The sequence below is a fragment of the Haemophilus sp. HMSC066D02 genome (genome assembly GCF_001810545.1).
Classification (GTDB): domain Bacteria; phylum Pseudomonadota; class Gammaproteobacteria; order Enterobacterales; family Pasteurellaceae; genus Haemophilus_D.
Genome location: NZ_KV801804.1, coordinates 460,872 through 485,109, shown reverse-complemented (window position 1 = coordinate 485,109; position 24,238 = coordinate 460,872). Strand labels below are relative to the sequence as shown.

The 24,238-nt window shown below is 38.7% G+C and carries 24 protein-coding genes and 1 pseudogene; 13 read left to right on the top strand and 12 right to left on the bottom strand.

The window, feature by feature from the left end; all coding sequences use genetic code 11:
• Positions 1-44: 44 nt before the first annotated feature.
• Entirely contained in the window at positions 45-908 is an 864-nt protein-coding gene (locus HMPREF2750_RS02595; RefSeq protein WP_070582457.1) for a fructosamine kinase family protein, read from the bottom strand.
• Between the two features lie 200 nt (positions 909-1,108).
• On the opposite strand from HMPREF2750_RS02595, the gene pheS reads away from it, so the two are divergent.
• From pheS to HMPREF2750_RS02575, 4 genes are all read left to right on the top strand, one after another.
• A complete protein-coding gene (pheS, locus tag HMPREF2750_RS02590) occupies positions 1,109-2,098 on the top strand; it encodes a phenylalanine--tRNA ligase subunit alpha (protein WP_070582456.1) in 990 nt (329 codons plus the stop codon).
• A gap of 75 nt (positions 2,099-2,173) precedes the next feature.
• Entirely contained in the window at positions 2,174-4,564 is a 2,391-nt protein-coding gene (gene pheT, locus HMPREF2750_RS02585) for a phenylalanine--tRNA ligase subunit beta (protein WP_070582455.1), read from the top strand.
• Between the two features lie 13 nt (positions 4,565-4,577).
• Positions 4,578-4,877, top strand: coding sequence for an integration host factor subunit alpha (locus tag HMPREF2750_RS02580; protein WP_005697518.1), 300 nt, complete (start codon positions 4,578-4,580; stop codon positions 4,875-4,877).
• 47 nt (positions 4,878-4,924) lie between these two features.
• A complete protein-coding gene (locus HMPREF2750_RS02575; RefSeq protein WP_049383976.1) occupies positions 4,925-5,410 on the top strand; it encodes a C40 family peptidase in 486 nt (161 codons plus the stop codon).
• A 42-nt stretch (positions 5,411-5,452) separates the two neighbouring features.
• Here the strand turns inward: HMPREF2750_RS02575 and metF are convergent, their stop codons facing one another.
• Positions 5,453-6,343 carry a methylenetetrahydrofolate reductase gene (metF, locus tag HMPREF2750_RS02570; RefSeq protein ID WP_070582454.1) on the bottom strand — a complete coding sequence of 297 codons (891 nt, stop codon included), beginning with the start codon at positions 6,341-6,343 and terminating at the stop codon, positions 5,453-5,455.
• Between the two features lie 329 nt (positions 6,344-6,672).
• Between metF and rplM the strand changes: the two genes are divergently transcribed.
• The 4 genes and pseudogenes from rplM (at position 6,673) to HMPREF2750_RS02550 (ending at position 8,823) form a co-directional block, all read left to right on the top strand.
• Entirely contained in the window at positions 6,673-7,101 is a 429-nt protein-coding gene (rplM, locus tag HMPREF2750_RS02565) for a 50S ribosomal protein L13 (RefSeq protein ID WP_005628896.1), read from the top strand.
• Positions 7,102-7,117: 16 nt separating this feature from the next.
• The gene (rpsI, locus tag HMPREF2750_RS02560) at positions 7,118-7,510 is read left to right on the top strand and encodes a 30S ribosomal protein S9 (RefSeq protein ID WP_005696173.1); all 393 of its coding nucleotides are present in this window, start codon (positions 7,118-7,120) and stop codon (positions 7,508-7,510) included.
• Positions 7,511-7,739: 229 nt separating this feature from the next.
• A pseudogene (gene sspA / locus HMPREF2750_RS02555) lies at positions 7,740-8,377 on the top strand (stringent starvation protein SspA).
• On the top strand, positions 8,377-8,823 hold the full coding sequence (locus HMPREF2750_RS02550; protein ID WP_049366607.1) for a ClpXP protease specificity-enhancing factor: 447 nt from the start codon (positions 8,377-8,379) through the stop codon (positions 8,821-8,823). Before sspA ends, HMPREF2750_RS02550 begins: the two are co-directional and overlap by 1 nt.
• Before the next feature lie 49 nt (positions 8,824-8,872).
• On the opposite strand, the gene trpA is transcribed toward HMPREF2750_RS02550, so the two are convergent.
• From trpA to HMPREF2750_RS02505, 9 genes are all read right to left on the bottom strand, one after another.
• Positions 8,873-9,679, bottom strand: coding sequence for a tryptophan synthase subunit alpha (trpA, locus tag HMPREF2750_RS02545; RefSeq protein ID WP_070582453.1), 807 nt, complete (start codon positions 9,677-9,679; stop codon positions 8,873-8,875).
• A complete protein-coding gene (gene trpB / locus HMPREF2750_RS02540) occupies positions 9,679-10,875 on the bottom strand; it encodes a tryptophan synthase subunit beta (RefSeq protein ID WP_070582452.1) in 1,197 nt (398 codons plus the stop codon). Before trpB ends, trpA begins: the two co-directional genes overlap by 1 nt.
• A 12-nt stretch (positions 10,876-10,887) precedes the next feature.
• A complete protein-coding gene (locus tag HMPREF2750_RS02535) occupies positions 10,888-11,646 on the bottom strand; it encodes an SDR family oxidoreductase (protein ID WP_070582451.1) in 759 nt (252 codons plus the stop codon).
• 23 nt (positions 11,647-11,669) lie between these two features.
• On the bottom strand, positions 11,670-13,106 hold the full coding sequence (gene trpCF / locus HMPREF2750_RS02530) for a bifunctional indole-3-glycerol-phosphate synthase TrpC/phosphoribosylanthranilate isomerase TrpF (protein WP_070582450.1): 1,437 nt from the start codon (positions 13,104-13,106) through the stop codon (positions 11,670-11,672).
• Positions 13,107-13,162: 56 nt separating this feature from the next.
• The gene (trpD, locus tag HMPREF2750_RS02525) at positions 13,163-14,164 is read right to left on the bottom strand and encodes an anthranilate phosphoribosyltransferase (RefSeq protein ID WP_070582449.1); all 1,002 of its coding nucleotides are present in this window, start codon (positions 14,162-14,164) and stop codon (positions 13,163-13,165) included.
• An 11-nt stretch (positions 14,165-14,175) separates the two neighbouring features.
• Positions 14,176-14,562: a tautomerase family protein gene (locus tag HMPREF2750_RS02520; protein WP_005629316.1), complete on the bottom strand. Its 387-nt coding sequence runs from the start codon at positions 14,560-14,562 to the stop codon at positions 14,176-14,178.
• Positions 14,563-14,571: 9 nt separating this feature from the next.
• Positions 14,572-15,156, bottom strand: coding sequence for an aminodeoxychorismate/anthranilate synthase component II (locus HMPREF2750_RS02515; RefSeq protein ID WP_070582448.1), 585 nt, complete (start codon positions 15,154-15,156; stop codon positions 14,572-14,574).
• Positions 15,157-15,168: 12 nt separating this feature from the next.
• Positions 15,169-16,719 (bottom strand): anthranilate synthase component I, encoded by a 1,551-nt coding sequence (trpE, locus tag HMPREF2750_RS02510; RefSeq protein WP_070582447.1) that lies wholly within the window; start codon positions 16,717-16,719, stop codon positions 15,169-15,171.
• A gap of 197 nt (positions 16,720-16,916) precedes the next feature.
• Positions 16,917-17,498, bottom strand: coding sequence for an FMN-dependent NADH-azoreductase (locus tag HMPREF2750_RS02505; protein WP_054420397.1), 582 nt, complete (start codon positions 17,496-17,498; stop codon positions 16,917-16,919).
• A 260-nt stretch (positions 17,499-17,758) separates the two neighbouring features.
• Here HMPREF2750_RS02505 and thrS point away from each other — a divergent pair, with 260 nt between their 5' ends.
• The 5 genes from thrS to rplT all read left to right on the top strand — a co-directional run bounded on the left by thrS (position 17,759) and on the right by rplT (position 22,140).
• The gene (thrS, locus tag HMPREF2750_RS02500; RefSeq protein ID WP_070582446.1) at positions 17,759-19,690 is read left to right on the top strand and encodes a threonine--tRNA ligase; all 1,932 of its coding nucleotides are present in this window, start codon (positions 17,759-17,761) and stop codon (positions 19,688-19,690) included.
• 127 nt (positions 19,691-19,817) lie between these two features.
• Positions 19,818-20,636: a D-hexose-6-phosphate mutarotase gene (locus tag HMPREF2750_RS02495; RefSeq protein ID WP_070582445.1), complete on the top strand. Its 819-nt coding sequence runs from the start codon at positions 19,818-19,820 to the stop codon at positions 20,634-20,636.
• Positions 20,637-20,781: 145 nt separating this feature from the next.
• The gene (gene infC / locus HMPREF2750_RS02490) at positions 20,782-21,324 is read left to right on the top strand and encodes a translation initiation factor IF-3 (RefSeq protein WP_080351268.1); all 543 of its coding nucleotides are present in this window, start codon (positions 20,782-20,784) and stop codon (positions 21,322-21,324) included.
• 198 nt (positions 21,325-21,522) lie between these two features.
• Positions 21,523-21,720, top strand: a complete 198-nt coding sequence (gene rpmI / locus HMPREF2750_RS02485; RefSeq protein WP_005596065.1) for a 50S ribosomal protein L35 — start codon at positions 21,523-21,525, stop codon at positions 21,718-21,720.
• Between the two features lie 66 nt (positions 21,721-21,786).
• Entirely contained in the window at positions 21,787-22,140 is a 354-nt protein-coding gene (gene rplT, locus HMPREF2750_RS02480) for a 50S ribosomal protein L20 (RefSeq protein ID WP_005596075.1), read from the top strand.
• Between the two features lie 244 nt (positions 22,141-22,384).
• Here the strand turns inward: rplT and dxs are convergent, their stop codons facing one another.
• Complete coding sequence (gene dxs, locus HMPREF2750_RS02475) at positions 22,385-24,238, bottom strand: 1-deoxy-D-xylulose-5-phosphate synthase (RefSeq protein WP_070582444.1); 1,854 nt, start codon at positions 24,236-24,238, stop codon at positions 22,385-22,387.

Here is a 24,238-nt window from a genome sequence, read left to right as displayed (position 1 = left end):
GCGTAATGAAAATTACGCTCTTTTTTTATCTGATGTTTAAGAAATTATTCAAGTAGAAGTTCTTCAATCAATTTAGTGGTTAAGTTAATATAACTTCCATTAAAACGATGGCTGAAATTTAGTAAATAATAGAGCTGATAAAGGTGTTTTCTTTCTTCAAAACCTTCTTTATCAAGTGGGAAAGTGCGGTCATAAATTTCATAGAATTCAGCTGAGAAAGGTTGGAAAAGCTCACTGAATGCTAAATCGCACTCTCTATCACCCCAGTAGCAAGCAGGATCGTAAGTAAAGGTTTGATTTCCTACAATAGCGGTATTTTCAATCCATAAGTTACCATGTAACAAAGAAGGTTTAGGATTATGTTTTGAAAGTTTGTGTTTTACTTTTTCAATAATTAAATCAATATCACCAAAGCCTAAACCTTTATCTTTGCAGAGTTGTAATTGCCATCCAATACGCTGTTCTGCAAAAAACTTCGCCCAACTTCCATTCCATTTATTTGGCTGATACTCAGGACCAAGCCAAGTATCAAAATCTAATCCATAGTTTTTAGTGCCAGACACTTGATGGAGTTTTGCTAATTCTTCAGCAAAATGTGGCGTTGCATTGGTTTGTTGAGTAATAGGAAGCGCTTCTAATAATAAGAAACTATGGTTTTGAGAACAGCCTATACCATATACTTGCGGAAGTCGGATTGTATTGGTTTTGCCTAGTAGGTTTAATTGGTCAGCTTCTGCACGAAACATTGAACGATAGGACCGTTCATTCACTTTAACAAAGACTGGTTGGATTCCATCCGTAATAAGCCAAGTTTCATTCACTTCGCCACCAGGAACTTTGTTTTTTTCTTTGATGTTATAGTAAGCACCAAATTGATCAGCTAAGACTTGAGAAATTGATTTCCACATAATACGCCTCCTAGACATGCTCGATTCTCCTTCATTCTATCCAAAATGTTAAAAATTACTGTGATATATCTCAAAAAATAGCAAAAATCTTTGTCATTTTTCATCTGAAACATCAATTCACTAATAAACGCGTGATTTTTTAATGAGTTAGTATTATCATTAAGTGTATTTTTAGTTAGAAAAGATAATCAGGGGAAACTATGCAACATCTGAAAGATCTTGTTGAGAAAGCAAAATCAGCGATTGAGCAAATCGAAAATAAAAGTTTAGCCACATTAGATGAAATTCGTGTGGAATATTTTGGTAAAAAAGGGCATTTCACCCAACTTATGCAAGAATTGCGTAATGTTGCTGCAGAAGAGCGTCCAGCAATGGGCGCTAAAATCAATGAAGCAAAACAAGCGGCATTAGATTTTTTAAATGCTAAAAAAGCAGAATGGGAGCAAACAGAACTCAATGCGAAATTGGAAAAAGAGCGTATTGATGTGAGTCTTCCTGGTCGTAAAACAGAAACGGGTGGTTTACACCCAGTGACTATTACCATTAATCGCGTAACAAAATTCTTTTCAGAGTTAGGTTTTTCTGTGGAAACCGGTCCCGAAATTGAAAGTGATTATTATAATTTCGATGCATTAAATATCCCTAAACATCACCCAGCACGTGCTGATCATGATACTTTTTGGTTTAATCCTGAATTATTACTCCGTACACAAACCTCAGGTGTGCAAATTCGTACCATGGAAAAAATGCAACCGCCTATTCGTATTATGGCACCTGGTCGTGTATATCGTAACGACTACGATCAAACACATACACCAATGTTCCATCAAATTGAATTGCTTTATGTAGATAAAAAAGCAAACTTCACTGAGTTAAAAGGCTTATTACACGATTTCTTACGTGCATTTTTTGAAGAAGATTTACAAGTTCGTTTCCGTCCTTCTTATTTCCCATTTACCGAACCTTCTGCAGAAGTAGATGTAATGGGTAAAAACGGAAAATGGTTAGAAGTATTAGGTTGTGGTATGGTGCATCCTAATGTGTTACGTAACGTAGGTATTGATCCAAATGAATATTCTGGCTTCGCAGTAGGCATGGGGGTTGAGCGTTTAACCATGTTACGCTACAACGTCACAGATTTACGTTCATTCTTTGAAAACGACTTACGTTTTTTAAAACAATTTAAGTAATTAACCGTTGGGTTAAATTGACGATAATGATTAATTCAGAACGTAACACGTTCATCAATAAAGGATACAGAGATAATGAAATTTAGCGAGAATTGGGTGAGAGAATGGGTTAATCCATCAATTTCAACAGAGCAGTTATGTGATCAAATCACGATGCTTGGTTTAGAAGTTGATGGTGTTGAAAAAGTAGCTGGCGACTTTACAGGTGTTGTTGTGGGTGAAGTTGTTGAATGTGCGCAACACCCAGATGCAGATAAATTACGTGTCACTAAAGTAAATGTTGGTGGCGAGCGCTTATTAGATATCGTTTGTGGTGCACCAAATTGCCGTCAAGGTTTAAAAGTAGCATGTGCAACTGAAGGCGCTGTATTGCCTGTTGATTTTAAAATTAAGAAGACTAAATTACGTGGCCAACCTTCAGAAGGGATGCTTTGTTCATTTTCTGAGTTAGGCATTGATGTGGATGCAGATGGTATTATTGAATTACCGTTAGATGCACCAGTAGGCACAAATCTACGTGAATATTTAGATTTAGATGATAAAGCCATTGAAATTAGTTTAACGCCAAACCGTGCAGATTGTTTAAGCATTGCAGGTGTTGCACGTGAAGTTGGCGTGGTTAATAAACAAGTTGTTAATCAACCGCACTTTGATGCCGTACCGGCAACGATTTCAGATAAAGTTCAAATTGAATTAAACGCGCCAGAAGCATGCCCTCGTTATTTATTGCGCGTGGTGAAAAATGTCAATGTTAAAGCGCAATCACCAATTTGGTTACAAGAAAAATTACGTCGTTGTGGTATTCGTTCTATCGATCCTATTGTAGATATTACCAACTATGTTTTACTTGAATTAGGTCAACCAATGCATGCTTTTGATGCATCAAAAGTATCTCAACCTGTTCAAGTACGTTTAGCCAATAACGGCGAAGAACTTGTTTTATTAGATGGTACAACCGCAAAATTACAACCGAATACTTTAGTGATTGCAGACCAAACTGGTCCATTAGCAATGGCAGGTATCTTTGGTGGTCAAGCTAGCGGTGTTGATGCTGAAACAACAAAAGATGTAATTTTAGAAGCAGCATTCTTTGCACCACTAGCGATTGCGGGACGTGCAAGACAATACGGTTTACACACTGATTCTTCACATCGTTTTGAACGCGGTGTTGATTTTACGCTACAACGTCACGCAATGGAAAGAGCAACAGCACTGTTACTCGAAATTTGTGGCGGTGAAGCAGGCGAAATTTGTGAAGTTGTGAGTGAGCAATATTTACCAAAAGTCAATGAGGTCACTTTACGTCGTGAAAAATTAGATAGCTTATTAGGTCATCATATCGAAACTGAAACCGTGACCGAGATTTTTGAGCGTTTAGGTTTTGCTGTGAAATATGCTAATGATGTTTGGACCGTGACCTCAGCAAGCTGGCGTTTTGATATTGAAATCGAAGAAGATCTCATTGAAGAAGTAGCACGTATTTATGGCTATAACAGCATTCCAAATAATGCACCATTAGCACATCTTCGTATGCGTGAACATAAAGAGTCTGATTTAGATTTAAGCCGAATTAAAACTGCTCTTGTTGATGCAGATTATCAAGAAGCAATTACTTATAGCTTCGTTGATCCAAAAGTACAGACTTTACTTCATCCAGAAATTGATGCACTTGTATTGCCAAACCCAATTTCAGTTGAAATGTCAGCGATGCGCGTTTCATTGTTAAGTGGATTACTCGGTGCGGTGTTATACAACCAAAATCGCCAGCAAAACCGCGTACGTTTATTTGAAACGGGATTACGTTTTATTCCTGATGCTAATGCAGAATTTGGCATTCGCCAAGAGTTTGTTCTTGCTGGTGTAATTACAGGTACCGCTAAATCTGAATCTTGGACAGGTAAGGCCGAAAATGTTGATTTCTTTGATCTTAAAGGTGATTTAGAAAGCATTCTTTCTCTCACTGAAGTGGGGAGTCGTGTTAAGTTTGTGGCAAAAGCACACAGTGCATTGCACCCAGGACAATCTGCTTCAATTGAATTAGATGGAAAAGAAATTGGTTTTATTGGAACTATTCATCCACTTATCGCTCAAAAACTAGGATTAAATGGCAAAGCAGTTGTTTTTGAAATTTTATGGGATGCCATTGCAAATCGTCGTGTGGTTCAAGCTAAAGAGATTTCAAAATTCCCAGCAAACCGTCGTGACTTAGCTTTAGTCGTTGCTGATAATGTGTCAGCAGGCGATATTATCGAAGCATGTAAGCAAGCTGGCGGAGAAAAATTAACACAAGTCAATTTATTCGATGTATATCAAGGCATTGGCGTTGCTAGCGGACATAAGAGCTTAGCAATCAGTTTAACTATTCAAGATAATGAAAAAACGCTTGAAGATGATGAGATTAATGCGGTAATCTCTGCTGTATTAAACGAAGTTAAACAACGCTTTAATGCGGAGCTTAGAGACTAAACAGGAGACTAACATGGCAACGATTACAAAAATTGATATTACTGAATACTTATTAGATAAGTATCAATTACAAAAAGCTGAAGCTAAAGCATTAGTGGAAGACTTTTTTGAGGAAATTCGTTTATCGTTAGAATCTGGTGGTGAAGTAAAATTATCAGGTTTTGGTAATTTTGAACTTCGTAATAAAGCTTCCCGTCCGGGGCGTAATCCAAAAACAGGTGAAAGCATTCCTGTTTCTGCTCGCCGTGTAGTGGCATTCAAGCCAGGGCAAAAATTACGTGCTCGTGTGGAAAACACCAAGCCAAAACAATAGTAAGAAAAGTGCGGTCGTTTTTGACCGCACTTTTGTCAGGATTGAACATGAATAAGATTAAATGTGCTTTTTTAGTCGCAGGAAGTTTTTTGCTTTTTGCTTGTTCAAGTGGTATTCGTGAAGAGTATGCGATGAACTATAAAGGTCAGATTGGTGATCCGATTATAGCCATTGCCATGTTAAGTGAACAACAATATGAATGGGCGGGTACACCTTATGTCTTAGGTGGACAATCTCGTGGCGGTATTGATTGTTCTGGTTTTGTGCAAAAGACCTTTATTGATCGTTTTAATATCAATCTTCCTCGAACTACGAAAGATCAAGCGGGTTACGGAAAACTTGTTCGTAAAGAAGATATCCAAACAGGCGATTTAATTTTCTTTAAAACGGGACGCGGACCAAATGGTTATCATGTTGGGATTTATGTGAAAGAAGATAAATTTTTACACGCTTCAACCAAAGGTGGTGTGATTTATTCTTCGATGAATAGCCCTTATTGGAAAAAAGCTTTTTGGCAAGTTAGACGAGTATAGTGGAAATAAAAAAGTGCGGTTAATTTTAACCGCACTTTTCTTTTATGGATTTGCTGTAGGGCGAATGCCTAATGTATGACAAATCGCATACGTGAGTTCGCTACGATTTAACGTGTAGAAGTGGAAGTCATTCACACCTTCACGAGAAAGGATTTTTACCATATCCATTGCCACACTCGCCGCGACGAGATTGCGAGTAGTAGGATCATCATCTAATCCTTCATATGCTTTAGCCAACCATGCTGGAATTTTTACATTCGTAAATGATGCCATTTTTTGAAGTTGTTTGAAGTTAGTTACAGGTAGAATACCCGGAACAATTTCAGCCTCAATACCAATGGATGCACAGCGGTCACGGAAGCGAAGATAACTATCAATATCAAAGAAGAATTGAGTAATGACATGATTAGCGCCTGCATCAATTTTACGTTTCAAATTGATTAAATCTGCTTGTGCTGATTTTGCTTCAGGGTGAACCTCAGGATATGCTGCAACTGAGATATCAAAATCAGCTACGGAGCGGAGTAGTTCAACTAAATCAGCCGCATAGAAAGGTTTTTTGGCATAGCCTTTTGGCTCATCACCGCGTAATGCCACAATGCGACGAATACCGCTATCCCAATAATCTTTTGCAATTTCTTTTAATTCTTCAGGTGTTGCATCAATACCTGTTAAATGTGGTGCGGCTTCTATGCCTGTTTCTGCTTTAATGGTTTTCACGATGCTATGTGTACGATCACGTTCGCCAGAGTTTGCACCATAGGTGACGGAAACAAATTTAGGATTTAATACTTTTAAGCGATGGATGGAATCCCAAAGCATGCTTTCCATTTTTTCATTTTTAGGCGGAAAGAATTCAAAGGAGACATTAATTTTTTTGTTAGTATCAGCAAGATGTTGATTTAATGTGTTAATTTCGTTTGCGTAGCTCATAGCATGCCTTCTTACGTTTTTTATTAGAATGCACTTATCATAAGATAAGAACTAATATGCGTCAATTTCAATGATTTCATCAAAATAATGAATGAAATTAATGATTGTTTATTGTGCGTTGTATTTTAAAAGAAAATCAATTTATTTGCACAAAAAGTTAGCATTTTTTCTAAAAATAGGTATAATGTGCCGACCCTGTAAATGCACGGATTCCCACCGTGCATTATTTTATCGAGATCACACTCGAAGGGGTGGAGATTAAGATTAATGGTTGTGTTTCAATCAGTATGGAACACTGGGTATCAAACTTATATTTTGGTAATTAATTAATGAAAACTTTTGTAGCAAAACCGGAAACAGTAAAACGTGACTGGTATGTGGTAGATGCGACAGGTAAAACTTTAGGTCGTTTAGCTACTGAATTAGCACGCCGTCTTCGTGGTAAACACAAGGCTGAGTACACTCCACACGTAGATACTGGTGATTACATCATCGTTATCAACGCAGACAAAGTGGCAGTAACTGGTCGTAAAGAAACAGATAAACTTTACTACTGGCACACTGGCTATGTAGGTGGTATCAAACAAGCGACTTTCAAAGAAATGATCGCTCGCCGTCCTGAAGCGGTGATTGAAATTGCGGTTAAAGGTATGTTGCCAAAAGGTCCATTAGGCCGTGCAATGTTCCGTAAATTAAAAGTGTATGCAGGTGCAGAACACCAACACGCAGCACAACAACCACAAGTATTAGACATTTAATCACGAGGTTTAGGAAATGGCAGAGAATCAAAACTACGGCACTGGTCGCCGCAAAAGCTCTTCAGCTCGTGTATTTATCAAACCGGGCAGTGGTAAAATCACTATCAACCAACGTGAATTAGACGTATATTTCGGTCGCGAAACAGCTCGTATGATCGTACGTCAACCGTTAGAATTAGTGGAATTAACTGATAAATTAGACCTATACATCACTGTTAAAGGTGGTGGTATTTCTGGTCAAGCGGGTGCAATCCGTCACGGTATCACTCGTGCATTAATGGAATATGATGAGACTTTACGTCCTGCTCTTCGTGCAGCTGGCTTCGTTACTCGTGACGCACGTCGCGTTGAACGTAAAAAAGTTGGTTTACACAAAGCACGTCGTCGTCCACAATACTCCAAACGTTAATTTTTTATTATCGTTTCAAGAAAGCAGAGAGCAATCTCTGCTTTTTTTATGTCTGTAAAAAACAAATTAATTAAAAATCACCATTCTTTGATTTCTTATTTTTGTTTGTAATTATTTGATTTAAAAACAAAAATGAGAAATTATTGGCAATTTAGATCTCGGTTATGTTAAAATAATCGCCCGCTTTTAGTAGAAGTATATAGATTATTTTGGATCTTCGGAGGAATAAATGTCCAATGCATCAAGTAAACGTTCAGTAATGACTCTTTTTTCAAATAAAAATGACATTTACTGCCATCAGGTAAAAATTGTCTTAGCTGAAAAGGTGTCGCTTACGAAAACGAAGAAGTTGATCTGCAAGCATTATCAGAAGATTTAATGGAATTAAATCCTTACGGCACATTACCAACCTTGGTGGATCGTGATTTAGTGTTATTCAGCTCACGCATCATTATGGAATATCTTGATGAGCGTTTTCCACATCCTCCACTTATGCCAGTTTATCCGGTTTCTCGTGCGAAAAGCCGTCTTTTAATGTTACGTATCGAACAAGATTGGTACCCAACATTAGAAATTGCTGAAAAAGGCACGGAAGTTGAACGTGAAGAAGCATTAAAACAGCTAAAAGAAGAATTGTTAGCAGTATCGGTTATCTTCCAACAAACCCCTTATTTTATGAGTGAAGAGTTTGGTTTGGTTGATTGTTATGTTGCACCATTATTATGGAAACTACGTAATATGGGCGTGGAATTCAGCGGTACAGGAAGCAAAGCAATCAAAGGCTATATGGATCGTGTATTTAGCCGTGATTCATTTTTACAATCTGTAGGTGAGGCTGCACCTAAAAATTTAATGGATGATAAATAATGACCCACACACCTTCTCCAAAGCGCCCTTATTTACTAAGAGCCTATTATGATTGGCTAGTGGATAACGATTTCACCCCATATTTAGTGGTGGATGCTAATTATTATGGTACCAATGTACCTGTAGAATACGTGAAAGATGGGCAAATCGTCTTAAATCTTTCTGCGGGAGCAACCGGGAATTTGCAATTAACGAATGATTTTATTCAGTTTAATGCACGTTTCAAAGGTGTGGCTCGTGAGTTATATATTCCGATGGGTGCCGCTTTAGCTATTTATGCACGTGAAAATGGTGATGGCGTGATGTTTGAGCCAGAAGAAATTTACGATGAACTCAATCGTGAGCCGACATCAGAACAGCCATTAAGCTTTGCAGAAGCGGTAGATAAACCTAAAGCTGAAAAGAAACCACAGAAATCAGCATCTCATTTACGAATTGTGGATTAATAAAAGAAAAACAAAAGTGCGGTTAATTTTAACCGCACTTTTTTATTTATTATTTGGTTGCAGCTTTCATATTGCGGATAAACTCAGCGAGTTCAGTTAAGCATTGAGCTTGATTATCTAAATTTCGCTCAATAATTTTTACAGTTGCAGAACCTGAAATTGCACCAGCTGCTCCCAGTTGAAGGGCTTCTTTTACCTGAGCTGGTTGAGCAATACCAAAACCTTGTAGAATTGGTGGCGCCTTATGGGCTTTAAGTTGTTCTACAAGTGTATCTAAGTTTGCAGCATGAGCTTGATTCTCTGCACTTGTCACACCTGCACGAGAAACTAAATAGGTATAGCCTTCGCTGTTTTCAGCAACACCTTGTACGGTTTTTGCATCAGCATTTGGTGGGCAAATAAAGACAGGTTGAATGCCATGCTTTTTAGCAGCTTGAACATAGTCTTCTTTTGCCAATAGTGGAATATCTGCCACTAAAACCGCATCTACGCCGACTTCTGCACAGCGTTGATAGAAATTATCTAAGCCTTTCGCAAAAATTAAATTCGCACAAAGAAGTAAACTAATCGGAATCTCAGGATATTTTGACCGCACTTTAGCGAGTAATTTAAAGCTGTCTTCAGTGCTATGACCCGCATTGAGCGCACGGTTATTAGCCGCTTGAATAACAGGGCCGTCTAATAATGGATCAGAAAATGGAAAGCCTAATTCCAAAGCATCTGCGCCATTTTCGACTAACGTGCAAATAATCTCAAAAGAGCGATCAAATGTTGGATCGCATAATGTAACGAAAGGTACAAAAGCCCCTTCTTTTTTCGCTGCAAGTTCTGCAAATTTAGTTTCAAAACGGCTCATTATTGCATTCCTTTTTCTTTTAAAACTTTATCAACGGTGAAAATATCTTTATCACCACGACCAGAGAGATTCACCACTAAAATTTGTTCTTTATTCGGTTCTTGATGAATCATTTTTAGCGCATGTGCTAATGCATGAGAACTTTCCAGTGCAGGAATAATTCCTTCATGTTTTGCTAATTCTTGGAAAGCGTTTAATGCTTCATCATCTGTAATACTTGGGTATTCTGCACGACCAATACTTTGCAAGTAAGCATGTTGAGGCCCTACAGAAGGGAAGTCTAAGCCCGCAGAAATAGAGTAGGATTCTTCCACTTGACCATCTTCAGTTTGCATTAAAGGTGATTTCATACCGAAATAAATGCCCACTTTTGCATGACCTAATGGCGCACCATGTTCACCACTTTCGATGCCATGACCAGCAGGTTCCACACCAATTAAGCGTACGCCTTTTTCATCAATAAAGTCCGTAAACATACCAATCGCATTCGAGCCACCACCGACTGCCGCGATGACAGCATCCGGTAAACGCCCTTCTTTTTCTAAGATTTGATGTTTGGTTTCTTCACCAATCATTTTTTGGAATTCACGTACAATGGTTGGGAATGGATGAGGGCCTGCAGCTGTACCCAATAAATAATGGGTGTTTTCATAGTTGGCTGACCAATCACGCATTGCTTCACAGCACGCATCTTTCAATGAGCAAGAACCTTTTTGTACAGGAATCACTTCTGCGCCCATCAAACGCATACGGAAGACGTTTGGTGATTGGCGTTCCACGTCTTTTGCCCCCATGTAAACACGACAAGGCATATCTAACATTGCACAAGCAAGGGCTGTTGCCACGCCATGTTGGCCCGCACCAGTTTCTGCGATAATACGTGTTTTACCCATGCGTTTTGCTAATAAAATTTGACCTAACACTTGGTTGGTTTTATGGGCACCACCGTGAAGTAAATCTTCACGTTTTAAATAAATTTTTGCTTTTGTGCCTTTGGTTAAATTACGGCAAAGGGTAAGTGCGGTTGGTCTGCCCGCATAATTTTTAAGTAAATCTTGAAATTCACGTTGGAATTCAGGATCGTCTTTTGCTTCAACAAAGGCTTTTTCTAGCTGTTGTAGTACCGGTACGAGAATTTCCGGTACATACATTCCGCCAAATTCACCGAAATAAGGATTTAAAAGGGTTGCTGACATAATATTTCCTTGTTATTTTTGAATTCTTGCGACATTAAGTGGTGCAAAGGTTTGTGCAGTAGGCATCACTTCAATGCGATTAATATTGACATGTTCAGGTTGTTGATTGAGCCATAACACAATATTAGCAATATCTTGTGGGCTGACATATTCTACATTTTCATAGAGTTTTTTAGCTCGGGCATCATCACCTTTAAAGCGGATATTAGAAAATTCAGTTCCACCACAAAGACCGGGTTCAACATTGGACACGCGAATTTGTGTACCAGCAAGATCGGCTCGAAGATTTAAACTAAATTGTTTTATAAAAGCTTTAGTGCCACCGTATACATTGCCACCTGGATAAGGATAAGTACCTGCAATTGAGCCTAAATTAATAATATGACCTGAATTGCGTTCAACCATTTGTGGTAACACAAGACGAGTGATGGTGACGAGACCTTTAATATTGGTATCAATCATTTGCATCCAATCGTCTAAACTCGCTTTATCTGCACTTTCTAAGCCTAATCCTAAACCTGCATTATTCACCAATAAATCAATGGATTGCCAATTAGCGGGAAGGGAATGGAAAGCCTCTTCTGTTGCTTGGCGATCTGAAATATCAAAGGCAAGAAAGTGGAAGTTTTCACCTAATTCTTGTTGTAATTGTTCTAAACGAGCTACGCGGCGCCCTGTGCTAATTACACGATAACCATTTTCAATAAGTGTGCGACAAATTGCCGCACCAAATCCGGCAGTTGCGCCGGTTACTAACGCTGTTCTTTGCATAATGCTTCCCCTTAGCAATCAGATTAATTTGATAAAATCTTATTAAAAACTGATCGCACTTTTTCGCTGTCTTTTACGCCAGCAGCAGCTTCTACACCAGAATTGAGATCAACACCTAAGCAACCTTGCTTAATGGCTTGTTCAATATTGTCGGGTGAAATGCCACCAGCCAAAATAATTTTGTGTTTCAAGTTTTCAGGAATGACTGACCAATTAAAGGTTTTTCCTGTGCCACCTTGTTGATTAGCGGATTGGCTATCGAAAATATAGCGTGCGATATTTAAATCATCAGTAAAATCAACCGCACTTTGTGCTTCAGTATTCACCGAAATGGCTTTCCAAATTTGTATTTCTTCAGGCAGTTGGTGACGAAGTGCGGTAATAAATTCGGCCGTTTCTGAACCGTGTAGCTGAACAGCATAAAGCTGCAATTGTTTAGCGATTTTTACAATAAAATCAATTTCTTGATTCTGGAACACGCTCACAAAACGAAGTGGTGATGCTGTCACTAATTCTTGAGCTTGACGTAGGCTCACACAACGTTTTGAATGTTCGACGAAAATTAAGCCGCCGTATAATGCTCCGTTTGCGTAAACCTCTTTGACATCTTGTGTGCGAGTTAAACCGCATACTTTATTTTCGCCAAAAATCACTTCACGCACAGCATTATTTAAATCTGGGCTGCCCATTAGGCTGCTGCCGATTAAAAAGCCATGTGCCACTTTTTGCAAATCACGAATTTGGCTGTGATTATAAATACCAGATTCGCTGATAATACGTGCATCACTAGGAATGCGATCGGCATATTTTTGTGTGAGTTCTACCACGCGGTTTAAATCAACGGTGAGATCGTGAAGATTACGATTGTTAACACCGATGATTTTTGCACCTAATGCAAGGGCACGCTCAAATTCTTCTTCATTGCTGGTTTCTGTTAATACCCCCATGCCGAGAGAATGTGCCAGATCAGCCAGTATGCGATAGGTTTCATCATTCACCACTGAAAGCATCAATAAAATAGCATCAGCTTGATAGTAGCGCGCAAGATACACCTGATATTCGCTGATCATAAAATCTTTGCACAATACAGGTTGTGAGACAACGTCACGTACTTGCGGCAAATAATCAAATTTACCTTGGAAGTATTTCTCATCCGTTAGCACAGAAACAGCCGACGCATAATGTTTATACACATTGGCGATTTCGTCTAAATTAAATTCATCACGAATTAATCCTTTAGAAGGGGAAGCTTTCTTACATTCCAAAATATAAGCAGGCTTTTGATGGGTGCCTTTAGTCAACGCATCATAAAAAGAGCTGTCAGATTTTTGAATGTTTTCTTTAAATTGTGAAAGCGGAAATTCAGCTTCCTTTGCTTTAACCCATTGCGCTTTGTCTAAGACGATTTTTTGTAGCACCGTAGCAGAGTCAATTGGTTTGGTGAAATCTTGCGTGATCATAATTTTTCTTCTTATTTATTGGAGCTTTATTGTGGCGTATCAAATCAGCCTTTATCTTAATATTTTGTCAAATGTTGTAGTGTCTCAAACGCTTTGCCTGATGCAAGGTGAGCCAACACATTTTGAACATTTTGTTTTAAGTCATCATGATCAAATAATTTCAACAATAATGCGACATTTGCGGCTACCGCATTAGCATGTTCAGCTTTGCCCTTACCTTGTAAAAGAGCAGTCAGATATTGGGCATTTTCTTGCGGTTCGCCACCACGTAAACTTTCTAAAGATTGTGTTTTTAAACCAAAATCTTCTGGCGTTAAGGTGAAGTAGTCAATATTGCCGTTTTTAATTTCTGCCACTTGCGTTTCACCATGTACGGCGACTTCATCTAGACCCGCACCATGAACCACAAAAGTATGTTGATGACCTAATGCGACAGCGGTTTCAGCATAGGTTTTCACTAATTCAGGGGCATACACGCCAAGCAAATGATAAGTTGGGCGAGCAGGGTTAATTAATGGACCTAAAATATTAAAAAGCGTACGTGTTTTTAATGCCGCACGAACAGGGGCCACATGTTTAAACCCACTGTGATATTGTTGAGCAAATAAGAAACATACGCCAATATCATCAAGCGCTTGACGAGCTTGTTCTGGTGTGACATTCACATTTACACCGAGTGCGGTTAATACATCACTGGCACCTGATTTGCTTGATACGCTACGGTTACCGTGTTTTGTTACTTTTGCACCCATAGAGGCTGCAACAATGGCACTTGCAGTAGAAATATTAATTGTGTTTTGACCATCGCCACCCGTTCCTACAATATCCGCAAAAGGGTAATCAGGACGAGGGAATGATTTGGCATTGTTCAAGGATGCTGATACCGCACCACTTAATTCATCGATAGTGGCGCCACGTACTTTTAATGCAATCAGCATGGCAGCAATTTGTTCGTTATTCAGTTCGCCTTGCATAATGGCATTAAAAATGACCGCACTTTCTTCTTTATTAAGTGTTTTTCCGTTGTAAAGTTGTTCTAATAATTGAGCCGTTTGCATAATCTCGTCCTTTATACGTAAATATCGTAATCTAAATCGCGCGCTTCATCGCCAGTCATACCACGGAAACCCCAACAATGCGCCGGTTGTTCTTTAATCGTAATTTCAACGTTGTGAGATTTAATACCAATTTTGTATTCGAGTTCGCTGAAGAGCATTTTGATTAAACGTTTTTTTGTACCTTCCATACGACCTTGCATCAGGTTAATTTCAATAACGGTATAATCATCGTTACGATCGATAGGATAAAGAAAATCTTCTTTATCTAAACATAAAAAACGAATCGCATGCTTTCCACGAGGAATGTCTAAACCAAGGTTTAAACAGTTATAAATTACTTCAGCAATATCTTGACGACGAGGTGCAAGCACTTCTTTTAATCCATATACGGTAATCATTTTTCTTCCTTAATCTCTGTTTAATAACCATTCCACAGATTGTTGTAATAATTTGGAACCTTGCACAGTAAGGATGCTTTCTGGGTGGAATTGGAAAGCACAAATTGGCAAGGTTTTATGACGAATTGCCATCACGATACCATTGTAATCGGCATTGACAATAAATTCGTCAGGCAGATTTTTACCCATCAAAGAGTGATAACGAGCCACAGGCATTGGGTTGGCAATATCTTTAAACATGGCTTGGTTATCGTGTTGAATGCGCGATACTTTACCATGTAATACTTCGCCTGCATGTACAACCTCTCCACCAAAGGCTTGAATAAGCGCTTGATGGCCTAAGCAAATACCAATAATTGGCACATTATTTTTTAAACGTTCAATGAGCGGGAGCAAGATACCTGCTTCAGCCGGAGTACCTGGTCCTGGAGAGAGTGCAAGAATCGTATCCGGTGTATTTAATGCCTCTTGTACCACTTGCTCTAAATTGGTGTCATTACGATAAATTTTTACGTTATGCCCAAGCACACGGAATTGATCCACTAAGTTATAAGTGAATGAATCAAAATTATCTAAAAAGAGAATATTAGCCATAATTTATCGTCCTTATTTTGCTTGGGTATTGATTTGTTTGATTGCTTTAAGCACTGCAGCCGCTTTATGGCGAGTTTCATCCGCTTCCATTTGAGGATCAGAATCCAACACTTCACCACAACCTGCTTGAATATGGGCAATGCCATTTTGTACAAAAGCAGAACGAATCACGATACAGGTATCAAAATGACCATCAGAGGTGAGATAGCCGACCGCACCGCCGTAGCTGTGACGTTTTTGCTGTTCAAATTGATAGATTAACTGCATCGCTTTGATTTTAGGCGCACCAGTTAACGTCCCCATATTCATGCAAGCTTGATAAGCGTGTAAGGCATCAAGTTCAGGACGAAGTTTACCCACTACGCGAGAAACCAAATGCATGATGTGAGAATAGCGATCCACTTGCATTAATTCTGCCACTTTACGTGTACCGCTTTGGCAAACACGAGCAATGTCATTACGGGCTAAATCTACTAACATTAAATGTTCAGCTTGCTCTTTATGATCAAGACGTAGTTCTAATTCCAAACGCGCATCCAATTCAGGGTCAATATTGCCATGGGCATCAAAACCACGTGGGCGAGAACCTGCAATTGGGTAAATTTCTAATTGACGATTATCTGGTGCATATTTCAACGCACTTTCTGGTGATGCACCGAATAAAATGAAATCCTCATCGTTCATGTAGAACATATAAGGGCTTGGATTGTTATGTTTTAATTGTGCATAGCTCGCAAGGGTATTCGGGCAAGCTAATGAAAAACGGCGAGATGGCACAATTTGGAACACATCACCAATATTAATATGATGTTTTAATGCTTTGACAATGCCGATAAATTCAGGATCTTCAAAGTTGGTGTTGACCTCATCACTTGCTGCTTTAATGGAAAGTACGCCATCAATATTTCTTAATTTTTGTGCAATAGAAAGTGCGGTTTTCGCGACTTCCACTTGCTCTTCTTGGCTAAAACAGAAGCTTTTTAATGTAGCTTGTTGGCTTTGGTGATCGATGGTGATTAAGTTTTCTGCGAGATAGAAACTGTAATCTGGGCAGTTAATGCCATCATCTTTTAATTCAACACCTTGCATTGGAATAAAATTTGCCACCAAATCATAAGCAAATAAACCACCTAAAAAGACAGGTGTGCTGCTATGTTGATAATGGTTAGAAATTACACGAAGTCCATCAAAAATGGTTGCGGCTTGTAATTTACTGTCTTCATCTAATTGATTATCGAGTGGCGCAAATTGTACAGAAAATTCATTCTCAAAATTGACTGCACTTACGGTACCGAGTTGGCTTAATACTGGATGAATTTCATTTAACACTTGTTTTCCGTTCGCATTTAGTGCTCTAAAGGTCACTTGATTGCCTAGGCAAGTAATTTTAACGGCAGCATTAATTAGAATAAGGCTCTGTAAGCTGTTTTTACTGCCAATTTCGGCAGAGTCGAGGAGAAGAGAATTTGAGTTCTGTTTGCAAAGCGTATTAAAAATTGCGGTGGTGTCAGCATGATAGGGAACCGGTTGAGAGGTCACCGCAATAAAAGGGGTATTTTTCATAATCAATCCTGTATTTTGAACTTCTGCACTATTAAACTAGTACATAATGCATAAGTCAAGAAAATAATCAAAAATTTGGCGTGATTTTACAATATTTTTTTAATTTTTAACCAAAGATATTAAAAATAGAGGAAGTTGATTAGAAAAAAGCCATTTCGAGGCATATCTCAAAATGGCTTATCTGGGGATTTTAGTAATTAGAGAGATGCAACAATCTCATCAATTTTATTTCTTGCTGAACGTTGTGCTTTTTCAATCGCTTCAGCACCTAATCCGATACCTTTTGCATAAGCAAACTGAACATCGGTAATGCCAACAAAACCTAAAATGGCTTTTAAGTAATTTGTCACATTGTTGTTTTCATCATACATGCCCCCAAAGCTTGCTAATACAATCGCTTTTTTACCTTGAAGTAAACCTTCAGGGCCATTTGCGGTGTATTGGAAAGTCACACGAGGACGCGCAATAAAATCAAAATAAGATTTAAGTTGTGTTGGAATGCCTAAGTTATACATAGGTGCACCAATTACAATAATATCAGCGGCTTTTAATTCAGCCACTAACTCATCAGATAAGGCTAAAAGTGCATTTTCTTCTGCAGTTTTAGGTTCGCCACGTACCGCAGTTGCCGCCGTTGCATCAAAATGGGGAAGTTGTTGCGCCGCTAAATCACGTACCACAATGTTGTGGTCTTTTAATTTTTCAATGGTGTAATCGGCTAATTTATTACTTTGAGAGTTATCTGCAAGGATGCTTGATTTCAATACTAATACGTTCATAGAGTTTCCTTTAATTGCTGTTTATCAAAAGTGCGGTCATTTTATCGGAAATTTTGAATAGATAAAGTAGCTATCAGGAAAATCATTATTTACTCATTGGAAAGAATTCAGCGAGATATTAACAAGTGTGGTGGAAAGTGCTAAAATTCTCCGCCGCACTTGGTTTGCTCGATAGTGGGAGTGAATGAAAGTGCGGTTTGTTTTTAATCATTATTTGCATGTTGCCTTTCGTATGGGCGACCACTGTATAAGGAAAAATTATGCCTATTATTACTTTACCGGACGGTTCTAAACGTGAATTTGATCGTCCAGTTTCTGTGTTAGAAGTAGCTCAAGATATCGGAGCCGGTCTTGCCAAAGCAACCATTGCTGGCCGTGTAAACGGTGAACGTCGTGATGCGTGTGACATCATCAATGAAGATGCCAACCTTGAAATTATTACAGCAAAAGATGAAGACGGTTTAGAAATTATTCGTCACTCTTGCGCACACTTGCTCGGTCACGCAATCAAACAATTATTCCCAGATGTCAAAATGGCAATCGGTCCAACGATTGAAAATGGCTTCTATTATGATGTGGATTTAGACCGTTCTTTAACGCAAGAAGACATTGATGCTATCGAAAAACGTATGCTTGAATTGGCGAAAACCAATTATGACGTGATCAAAACTCCGGTAAGCTGGCAAGAAGCAAGAGATACTTTTGAAAAACGCGGTGAGCCATACAAAATGGCTATCTTAGATGAAAACATCGAACGCACCGCAACGCCTGCGCTTTATCATCACGAAGAATACATTGATATGTGTCGTGGACCACATGTGCCAAATATGCGTTTCTGCCACAACTTTAAATTAATGAAAGTTGCAGGTGCTTACTGGCGTGGTGATAGCAAAAATAAAATGTTACAACGTATCTATGGTACGGCGTGGGCTGATAAAAAACAATTAGCGGAATACTTAACTCGCTTAGAAGAAGCGGCAAAACGTGACCACCGTAAAATCGGTAAAGCGTTAGATTTATATCATATGCAAGAAGAAGCACCGGGTATGGTGTTCTGGCATAACGATGGTTGGACAATTTTCCGTGAATTGGAAACCTTCGTTCGTACAAAATTAAAAGAATACGATTATCAAGAAGTGAAAGGTCCGTTCATGATGGACCGTGTGTTATGGGAAAAAACAGGTCACTGGCAAAACTACGGCGATTTGATGTTTACTACACAATCAGAAAACCGTGAATATGCGATTAAACCAATGAACTGCCCAGGACACGTTCAAATCTTTAACCAAGGTTTAAAATCTTACCGTGATTTGCCAATCCGTATGGCAGAATTTGGTTCTTGTCACCGTAACGAACCATCAGGTTCTTTACACGGTTTAATGCGTGTACGTGGTTTCACTCAAGATGATGCACACATTTTCTGTACTGAAGATCAAATTGAAAGTGAAGTAACCAGCTGTATTAAAATGGTTTACGACATTTACAGCACGTTCGGTTTCCAAAATATCCAGGTGAAACTATCTACTCGCCCAGAAAAACGTATCGGTGCAGATGATATGTGGGATCGTGCAGAAGCAGGTCTTGCGGCAGCATTAGCACATAACGGTCTTGAATATGAAATTCAAGAGGGTGAAGGTGCATTCTATGGTCCGAAAATTGAGTTTGCATTACGTGACTGCTTAGATCGTGAATGGCAATGCGGTACTATCCAATTAGACTTTGCATTACCTGGTCGTTTAAATGCATCTTATGTGGCTGAAGATAACGATCGTCGTACACCAGTTATGATTCACCGTGCGATTTTAGGTTCGATTGAACGTTTCATCGGTATTATTACTGAAGAATATGCGGGTTTCTTCCCGGCATGGTTAGCACCAGTTCAAGCGATTGTGATGAACATTACCGATAGCCAAGCAGATTATGTTCAAAAAGTGGTGAAACAACTTTCTGATGCGGGATTACGTGTTAAAGCTGATTTACGTAATGAAAAAGTTGGCTTCAAGATCCGCGAACATACCTTACGTCGCGTGCCTTATATGCTTGTTTGCGGTGATAAAGAAATCGCAGAAGGCAAAGTGGCTGTACGTACCCGTAAAGGTGCAGATTTAGGTACTTTCACGATTGAAGAATTTGCTGAAATCTTAAAATCCCAAGTAAGACAACGTGAGTTGAAATTGTTGGGTGAAGAGTAATTAATTCTTTAAAATCTTAATTAAAAATGACCGCACTTTGATGTGCGGTTTTTTTATATTCACGGTATAAAAATAAACTCAAGTCTCTCTTTCTTCTATATAATAGCCTTATCACAAGGAGACGAATATGACAGCTCAAACTCAACAATTAACACCAGAATTAACGTTAGAACATATCAATGAAATTCCTGTTTTAATCTTAAATCATCCAGTAGGAACGGCTCGAATTGCATTACAAGGGGCGCAGCTATTAAATTGGCAACCTAAAGGGGCAGAGCAGGATATCTTTTGGTTAAGTGAGATTGAACCTTTCACACAAGGTGTTGCAATTCGCGGCGGTGTACCGATTTGTTACCCTTGGTTTGGAGGCGTTAAACAACCTTCACACGGTACAGCGCGTTTACGTTTATGGCAATTAAGTGATTATGATCTGCAAGCGAATAAAGTGCGGTTAGAATTTTCGCTCTTTTCTGAATATGGTGTGATTGAAGCCAAAATGAAAATGGAATTTACCGATAAATGCACAATGACTTTAACGCATTTAGGGCAAGAACCAGCTCAAGCGGCATTACACAGTTATTTTAATATTGGTGATATTTCACAAATTGAAGTCCAAAATTTACCAAGTCGTTGTTATGACTCATTACAAGGTAAACATACTGATGTTCCTTCAACACGCAAAATAGAACAAGGTGTGGATTGTATTTATTCATTAGAAGAAAATAAAACATTCTTGGTGGATAAAGCATTTAATCGACGTATTCAAATTACCCATCATCATGCAGATTCAATTGTGCTATGGAATCCTTGGGAGAAAACACCAAGTGCGATGCAACCAAAAGGGTATAGAACAATGGTATGTATTGAAACCGCAAGATTAGAAAAACTGCTTCAATTTGGAGAGAGTATTTCAGCTGAAATAACTGCTTTACCCGCTGATATTTAAAGGAATAGAAATCCTTGTTGCATAAACGTGGCAAATACTATAAAATTTTGCCCGTTTTTTGTTTGTTTTTATAGCAAATGATTGAAGAAATCTTCTGTTTTAAATGCAGTGGGTTTTATCTTAAATAAATAGAAGGAATAACATTATCAAAACCGTAAAAAAAGCTCCGGCAGCTAACCGCCCGAATCGCATTAACGATGAAATTCGAGTAAAAGAAGTTCGTTTGATTGACCAAGATGGTGAACAAGCGGGGATTGTATCAATTCAACAGGCCTTAGATATGGCAGAACAAGCAGCGCTTGATTTAGTTGAGATCAGTCCGAATGCCGAACCACCGGTTTGTCGTATTATGAACTACGGCAAGTTCCTCTATGAAAAGAGCAAAACCGCAAAAGAACAGAAGAAAAAACAAAAAGTTGTACAAGTGAAGGAAATTAAATTCCGTCCAGGTACTGATGAAGGTGACTACCAAGTTAAATTACGTAGCTTAATCCGTTTCTTAGAAGATGGCGATAAAGCGAAAATTACTGTACGTTTCCGTGGTCGTGAAATGGCTCACCAAGATATCGGTTTAGACGTATTAGAACGTGTTAAAAATGATTTGGCTGACATTTCAGTAGTGGAATCTGCACCGGGTAAATTAGAAGGTCGCCAAGCGGTAATGGTGTTAGCACCTAAGAAAAAATAATTTTTTATTTAGATTTGATCTAGATAATCGAATTTTCACTTCGGTGAGAATACAACTGCATATTGGGCAAACTACGCAGCCTAATTGCTTTTGGAGAAGGGCAATTCAATTTGCCATATTGGAATAATTAGTGCCTACAAGTAATCTTCGGATTCGCCTAATTATGTGTTTAACTTAAAATGCGGAGTTATTTTAACAATGCCTAAAATTAAAACAGTACGTGGTGCTGCTAAGCGTTTCAAAAAAACAGCTTCTGGCGGTTTCAAACGTAAACAATCTCACTTACGTCATATTTTGACTAAAAAGACAACTAAACGTAAACGTCATTTACGTCATAAATCAATGGTTGCGAAAGCAGACCAAGTTTTAGTAGTAGCTTGCTTACCATACGCATAAGCCGTTATTTAAGCAAAACGTACGATTAGTTAAATTAGTTAAAAATATTACATAGGAGATTAGATAATGGCTCGTGTAAAACGTGGTGTTATTGCAAGAGCACGCCATAAGAAAGTTCTTAAGGCTGCTAAAGGTTATTATGGTGCACGTTCACGCGTGTATCGCGTTGCTTTCCAAGCGGTGATCAAAGCTGGTCAATACGCATATCGTGACCGTCGTCAACGTAAACGTCAATTCCGTCAATTATGGATTGCACGTATCAACGCTGCGGCTCGTCAAAATGGTTTATCTTACAGCAAATTCATCAACGGCTTGAAAAAAGCGTCAGTTGAAATCGACCGTAAGATCCTTGCTGATATCGCTGTATTCGACAAAGTAGCGTTCGCTGCATTAGTTGAAAAAGCAAAATCTGCACTTTAATTTTTTAAAGTTTAGATTCAAAAATTAGGACGCTGAAAAGCGTCCTTTTTTATTACCTCCAAAAAAGAAAAAACCGCTACTCAAAACTTGAATAGCGGGGAGGTCTTAATTTATAAGAAACTTCAAAAAGATAACTGCAATACGCAGTGCACTAGCAATGTATCAGACTGTGTGTTTTTGAAATAGTTCGATATTTTTGAAAAAATATTTAAAAAATATCAAAATTAAACCAAAATGAACGAATTTAGCCCTTTATAAAGGCAATAATTTGCTCTTCAATCCCTTTTTCATCTAATTTAATTTCAGCAAGCGCTTCTTGTTGTGTGCCTTGCGGAATAAAGATATCAGGTAAACCTAGTTGTAAAAGTGCGGTTGTTTTTCCATGAGAATTTAGCACTTCTGAAACAGCAGAACCTGCACCACCTTGAATTGCATTTTCTTCTAATGTCACAATGACATCATGGGTATTTGCCACTTCTAGAATACGAGCTTCATCAATTGGTTTCACAAAGCGCATATCGACAACAGTCGCATTGAGTTTTTCTGCCACAGATAAAGCAGCAGGTAAGAGAGTACCAAAATTCAGAATCGTGATTTTTTCACCTTGACGAACCATTTTTGAACGACCAATTTCTAATTCAGCAAGTGGGGTTAATTCTACGCCGATTGCATTTCCACGCGGATAACGTACCGCAGCCGGTTTACCACATTTATAACCGGTATAAAGCATTTGGCGGCATTCATTTTCATCACTTGGTGTCATAATGATTATATTCGGAATGCAGCGCATAAAACTTAAATCAAACGCACCTTGGTGAGTTTGACCATCGGCACCTACGATACCTGCACGATCGATTGCAAAGAGAACAGGTAAGTTTTGAATGGCGACATCATGAATAAGTTGATCGTAAGCACGTTGTAAGAAGGTAGAATAAATTGCCACAACAGGTTTATAACCGCCAATTGCAAGACCGGCTGCAAAGGTAACAGCATGTTGCTCAGCGATGGCTACATCAAAATATTGTTGTGGGAATCGTTCTGAAAATTCAACCATGCCAGAACCTTCACGCATTGCAGGTGTGATGCCCACTAATTTATCGTCTTGTTCTGCCATTTCACATAACCAATCACCAAAGATTTTTGAGTAGGTTGGTTTGGCATTTGATTTCGGGAGTTGACCGCTTGTTGGATCAAATTTTGGTACGCCATGAAAACCAATTGGGTCTTTTTCTGCAGGCTCGTAACCTTTCCCTTTTTTGGTTTTTATGTGTAAGAATTGTGGTCCTTTGAGATCGCGCATATTGCTTAAAGTAGCAATTAATTCGTCAATATTATGCCCATCAATAGGTCCAATATAGTTAAAACCGAGTTCTTCAAAGAGTGTACTTTCTGGCGAGAACATCACACCTTTCATGTGTTCTTCGGTTTTCTTCATAAAGTTTTTAACAGTCGGTACTTTATCTAAGATTTTTTTACTGCCGTCACGAACAGTTGAATACAATGAACCAGAGAAAATACGGGCAAGGTGATTATTTAATGCTCCCACATTTTCAGAAATAGACATTTCATTGTCATTTAAAATGACCAACATATCAGTATGCAAAGAACCTGCATGGTTTAAGGCTTCAAATGCCATCCCCGCAGTGATAGCACCGTCACCAATCACACAAACGGTTTTACGACCCGCATTTTCACGTTCTGCTGCAACAGCAATACCTAGTCCTGCACTGATTGAAGTAGAAGAGTGACCAACACTTAATACATCGAATTCACTTTCTTCACGCCAAGGGAAGGGATGAATACCGCCTTTTTGGCGAATGGTGGACATTTGATCTCGACGCCCAGTCAAAATTTTGTGTGGATAAGCTTGATGGCCCACATCCCAAATTAATTGATCAAAAGGAGTTTTAAAAATGTAGTGTAGTGCAACCGTTAATTCAACGGTACCAAGACCAGATGCTAAATGACCACTGGTTTGACTAACGGATTCCAACAGATAACTCCGTAATTCCTGACAAAGTTGCGGAAGCTGATCTTTATTTAAAAGACGCAAATCTTCCGGCGAATTAATTAAGGATAAAAGAGGATAGTTGTTCAT

Excerpts from the sequence above, each read along its gene's own strand:
- HMPREF2750_RS02595 (WP_070582457.1), bottom strand. The coding sequence starts at position 908 with ATGTGGAAATCAATTTCTCAAGTCTTAGCTGATCAATTTGGTGCTTAC.
- pheS (WP_070582456.1), top strand. The coding sequence starts at position 1,109 with ATGCAACATCTGAAAGATCTTGTTGAGAAAGCAAAATCAGCGATTGAG.
- pheT (WP_070582455.1), top strand. The coding sequence starts at position 2,174 with ATGAAATTTAGCGAGAATTGGGTGAGAGAATGGGTTAATCCATCAATT.
- HMPREF2750_RS02580 (WP_005697518.1), top strand. The coding sequence starts at position 4,578 with ATGGCAACGATTACAAAAATTGATATTACTGAATACTTATTAGATAAG.
- HMPREF2750_RS02575 (WP_049383976.1), top strand. The coding sequence starts at position 4,925 with ATGAATAAGATTAAATGTGCTTTTTTAGTCGCAGGAAGTTTTTTGCTT.
- metF (WP_070582454.1), bottom strand. The coding sequence starts at position 6,343 with ATGAGCTACGCAAACGAAATTAACACATTAAATCAACATCTTGCTGAT.
- rplM (WP_005628896.1), top strand. The coding sequence starts at position 6,673 with ATGAAAACTTTTGTAGCAAAACCGGAAACAGTAAAACGTGACTGGTAT.
- rpsI (WP_005696173.1), top strand. The coding sequence starts at position 7,118 with ATGGCAGAGAATCAAAACTACGGCACTGGTCGCCGCAAAAGCTCTTCA.
- HMPREF2750_RS02550 (WP_049366607.1), top strand. The coding sequence starts at position 8,377 with ATGACCCACACACCTTCTCCAAAGCGCCCTTATTTACTAAGAGCCTAT.
- trpA (WP_070582453.1), bottom strand. The coding sequence starts at position 9,679 with ATGAGCCGTTTTGAAACTAAATTTGCAGAACTTGCAGCGAAAAAAGAA.
- trpB (WP_070582452.1), bottom strand. The coding sequence starts at position 10,875 with ATGTCAGCAACCCTTTTAAATCCTTATTTCGGTGAATTTGGCGGAATG.
- HMPREF2750_RS02535 (WP_070582451.1), bottom strand. The coding sequence starts at position 11,646 with ATGCAAAGAACAGCGTTAGTAACCGGCGCAACTGCCGGATTTGGTGCG.
- trpCF (WP_070582450.1), bottom strand. The coding sequence starts at position 13,106 with ATGATCACGCAAGATTTCACCAAACCAATTGACTCTGCTACGGTGCTA.
- trpD (WP_070582449.1), bottom strand. The coding sequence starts at position 14,164 with ATGCAAACGGCTCAATTATTAGAACAACTTTACAACGGAAAAACACTT.
- HMPREF2750_RS02520 (WP_005629316.1), bottom strand. The coding sequence starts at position 14,562 with ATGATTACCGTATATGGATTAAAAGAAGTGCTTGCACCTCGTCGTCAA.
- HMPREF2750_RS02515 (WP_070582448.1), bottom strand. The coding sequence starts at position 15,156 with ATGGCTAATATTCTCTTTTTAGATAATTTTGATTCATTCACTTATAAC.
- trpE (WP_070582447.1), bottom strand. The coding sequence starts at position 16,719 with ATGAAAAATACCCCTTTTATTGCGGTGACCTCTCAACCGGTTCCCTAT.
- HMPREF2750_RS02505 (WP_054420397.1), bottom strand. The coding sequence starts at position 17,498 with ATGAACGTATTAGTATTGAAATCAAGCATCCTTGCAGATAACTCTCAA.
- thrS (WP_070582446.1), top strand. The coding sequence starts at position 17,759 with ATGCCTATTATTACTTTACCGGACGGTTCTAAACGTGAATTTGATCGT.
- HMPREF2750_RS02495 (WP_070582445.1), top strand. The coding sequence starts at position 19,818 with ATGACAGCTCAAACTCAACAATTAACACCAGAATTAACGTTAGAACAT.
- rpmI (WP_005596065.1), top strand. The coding sequence starts at position 21,523 with ATGCCTAAAATTAAAACAGTACGTGGTGCTGCTAAGCGTTTCAAAAAA.
- rplT (WP_005596075.1), top strand. The coding sequence starts at position 21,787 with ATGGCTCGTGTAAAACGTGGTGTTATTGCAAGAGCACGCCATAAGAAA.
- dxs (WP_070582444.1), bottom strand. The coding sequence starts at position 24,238 with ATGAACAACTATCCTCTTTTATCCTTAATTAATTCGCCGGAAGATTTG.